3 protein-coding genes are annotated in these 3921 nt (G+C 69.6%); all 3 read left to right on the forward strand.

What is annotated here, in order from left to right; genetic code table 11:
* Positions 1–523, forward strand: a 523-nt coding sequence (locus tag BT98_RS0120015) for an HlyD family efflux transporter periplasmic adaptor subunit (protein ID WP_027297473.1), incomplete at its 5' end; no start/stop codon positions are given.
* Complete coding sequence (rbbA, locus tag BT98_RS0120020; protein ID WP_027297474.1) at positions 520–3240, forward strand: ribosome-associated ATPase/putative transporter RbbA; 2721 nt, start codon at positions 520–522, stop codon at positions 3238–3240. The genes BT98_RS0120015 and rbbA, both read left to right, overlap by 4 nt.
* Positions 3241–3244: 4 nt before the next feature.
* On the forward strand, positions 3245–3921 hold a 677-nt coding region (locus tag BT98_RS0120025; RefSeq protein ID WP_027297475.1), incomplete at its 3' end, for an ABC transporter permease.

Consider the following 3921-nt stretch of genomic DNA (forward strand, 5'->3'; position numbering starts at 1 on the left):
CACCGCCGCCGCGGCGGGCAGGCGCCGGGCCGATGCCACCCTCGCCGCCGCCCAGGCCAACGCCGCCCAGGTCCGCACCCTGCTGGATGACACCGTGCTGACCGCGCCGCGCGCCGGCCGGGTCCTCTATCGCCTCCTCCGCAGCGGAGAGGTCGTGGCGGCCGGGGGGCGTGTCGCGACCCTGATCGACCCGAGCGACGTCTCCATGATCGTCTTCCTTCCCGCCGAGCAGGCTGGGCGCCTGGCCTACGGGGCGGAGGCCAGGCTCGTCCTCGACCCGGTGCCGCAATACGTCCTGCCCGCGATCGTCAGCTTCGTGGCCCCCGAGGCGCAGTTCACGCCGCGCCAGGTCGAGACGGCGCAGGAACGAGGGAACCTCATGTTCCGCGTGAAGCTGCGCCTGCCGGCGTCGCTGCTGCAGGCGCATATCGAGCAGGTGAAGACCGGCGTGCGCGGCCTGGGCTTCGTCCGGCTCGACACAACGCAACCCTGGCCGGAACGGCTGCAGGTCCGGCTGCCATGACCGCGGTGCCCGTCGCGTCACTTCATGACGTCCGCCACCACTACGGCAGCGTCGCGGCGCTGGATCGGGTGACGCTCGATATCCCCGCCGGGGTCATGGCCGGACTGGTCGGGCCGGACGGGGTAGGAAAATCCACCCTGCTGGGCCTGCTCGCCGGCGTGCGGCGGCCGCAGGAGGGGGAGATCGTGGCCCTCGGCGGCGACCTGCGCGACCCGTCGGTGCTGACCGGGGCGCGGCAGCGGATCGCCTATATGCCCCAGGGACTGGGGCGGAACCTCTACCAGACCCTTTCAGTGGCCGAGAACATCGACTACTTCGCCCGCCTCTTCGGCCAGGGCGCGCAGGAGCGGCGGCAGCGCATAGCGGGCCTGACCCGCGCCACCGGCCTTTCCCGCTTCCTGGACCGGCCCGCCGGCAAGCTCTCGGGCGGGATGAAGCAGAAGCTCTCGCTCTGCTGCGCCCTGGTGCGCGACCCCGACCTGCTGATCCTGGACGAGCCGACCACAGGGGTGGACCCGCTCTCCCGCCGGCAGTTCTGGACGCTGATCGACCGGCTGCGCGAACGCCGCCCGCAGATGAGCGTGCTGGTCGCCACCGCCTACATGGACGAAGCGCAGCGCTTCGACTGGCTGGCGGCCATGGATGCGGGGAAGGTGATCGCCACCGGCAACCCGGCAGCGATCCTGGAGCGTACCGGTAGCCGGAACCTGGACGAAGCCTTCATCGCCCTGATGCCCGAGGAGCGGCGGCGTGGCTATCAGCCCGTGGTCATCACGCCGCCACCCCCGCCGCACCCTGGCGAGGCGCCGGTGATCGAGGCGAAGGGGCTGACCAGGCGGTTCGGTGACTTCGTGGCCGTAGACCATGTGAACCTCAGCGTCCGGCGCGGCGAGATCTTCGGATTCCTAGGTTCCAACGGCTCGGGCAAGAGCACGACGATGCGCATGCTGACCGGGCTGCTGCCCGCCACCGAGGGCGAGGCGCGCATCCTCGGCCAGCGGCCCGGATCGGGCGGCGACGCACGACGGCATGTCGGCTACATGTCCCAGTCCTTCTCCCTCTACGGCGAGCTGACGGTGCGGCAGAACCTCCAGCTGCACGCCGATCTCTTCCACCTGCCGCGCGACCGTGCCGCCAAGCGGCTGGCCCAGGTGATGCACGACTTCGACCTGGAGGACGTCGCCGATGCGGCGCCGGAATCCCTGCCGCTGGGCGTGCGGCAGCGGCTTCAGCTCGCGGCCGCGGTGGTGCACGAGCCGGAGCTGTTGATCCTGGACGAGCCGACCTCGGGCGTCGATCCGGTGGCACGCGACCTGTTCTGGCGCCACCTGCTGCGCCTGTCGCGCGAGCAGGAGGTGACGATCTTTATCTCAACCCATTTCATGAACGAGGCAGAGCGCTGCGATCGCATCTCGCTGCAACACGCCGGCCGCGTCCTGGCCATGGGTTCGCCGGCGGAACTGGTGGCGCAGCGCCATGCCGCCACGCTGGAGGAGGCCTTCATCGGCTGGCTGGAGGAAGCCGCCGGACCGGACGAGGCGGGCGGGGATCTGCCGGCCCCCATGCCCGGCGCACAAGGTCGGGCCGCCTGGCTCTTCAACCCCCGCCGCCTGCTGGCCTGCGCCTGGCGTGAGTCGCTGGAACTGCTGCGTGACCCGATCCGGCTGGCCTTCGCCCTGCTCGGCCCGGTGCTGCTGACGATCGCCTTCGGCTTCGGCATCTCCTTCGACGTCGAGAACCTGCCCTATGCCGTGCTGGATGGGGACCGAACGCCGGAAAGCCGCGGCCTGCTGGAAAGCTTCGCCGGCTCCCGGTATTTCTCCGAACAGCCGCCCCTGGCGGATGCCGGGGCGGCCGAGGCGCGTCTGCGGGCGGCGAGGATCGCGCTGGCGGTGGAGATACCGCCGGGCTTCGGTCACGACCTTCGCCGCGGCGACCGGCCCGAGGTTGCGGTCTCCATCGACGGTGCCATGCCCTTCCGTGCGGAGACGGCCCGCAGCTATGTGCTGGGCTTGGCCCAGACTTGGCTGCGCGACCAGGAGGCGCTTTCGCCACTGTCGCGCAGCCCGGAGCTACTGACGCTGGAGCCCCGCTTCCACTACAACCAGGCCTTCCGCAGCGTGGTCGCCATCGTGCCCGGCGTGATCATGCTGATGCTGATGCTGATCCCGGCCATGCTCGCCGCGGTCGGGGTGGTGCGGGAGAAGGAGAGCGGCGCCATCGCCAACTTCCGCGCCACACCGGTCACGGCGCCGGAGTTCCTGATCGGCAAGCAGATCCCCTACATCGGCGTCGCCCTGACCAGCTTCGTCATGCTGCTGTTCGTTGCTCGGATGATCTTCGACGTGCCCGTGCTGGGTTCCGGCCCCGCGCTGGCCATGGGCGCCGCGCTCTATGTGCTGGCCTCTACCGGCTTCGGGCTGCTGGTGTCCACTTTCGTCTCCAGCCAGGTGGCGGCGATCTTCGCCGCGGCCATCCTCTCCATCGTGCCGGCGGTGAACTTCTCCGGCCTTCTGGTGCCGACCGCCTCCCTCACCGGCCCGGCGCGCGGTATCGGCCTGGCCTTTCCGGCCAGCTGGTTCCAGCAGATCTCGGTCGGGGCGATGAGCAAGGGGCTGCACTTCTCGGAGCTATGGCACAATCACCTGATGCTGGCGGGCTTTGCCGTGTTGTTCATCGCCGCCTCCACCCTGTTGCTGCGCAAGCAGGAGCCCTGACGCCATGCGCCGCCTGACCAACATCCTCTGGCTGGGGCTCAAGGAACTGCGAGTGCTGCGCGCCGATCCTGTCCTGCTGGTCCTGGTCGCCTATACCTTTACCGTGGCGGTCTATACCGTGGCCACGGGCATGAAGACGGAAGTCCGCAACGCCGCCATAGCGGTTCTGGACGAAGACCGCTCGGACCTCTCGCGCAGCCTCGCCGCGGCCCTGCTGCCTCCACAGTTCCAGCCGGCGGTCCCGATCACGGCGCCCGAGGTGGGGCCGGACCTGGATGCGGGCCGTTTCACCTTCATCCTGCAAATCCCGCCGCGCTTCGAGTCGGATCTCCTTTCCGGCCACCCGGTGACGCTTGCCCTGGATGTGGATGCCACGGCGATGTCGCAGGCGGGCAACGGCGCCAGCTATGTCAGCCAGATCGTGCAGCAGGAGGTGGCGAAGCGACTGGGCAGCGCGGCAGAGCCCCTGGATCTTGTGATCCGCACCCGTTTCAACCCGAACAGCCAGCCGGAATGGTTCACCTCCGTCATGCAGGTCGTGAACAGCACGTTGATCCTCTCCATCATCCTGCCCGGCGCAGCCCTGCTGCGCGAGCGCGAGCACGGAACCTTGGAGCATCTCCTGGCCATGCCGGTCGGACCGCTGGAGATCCTGCTCGCCAAGATCGGCGCCAATGCATT

Source organism: Roseomonas mucosa ATCC BAA-692, assembly GCF_000622225.1.
GTDB classification, from domain to species: Bacteria; Pseudomonadota; Alphaproteobacteria; order Acetobacterales; family Acetobacteraceae; genus Roseomonas; species Roseomonas mucosa.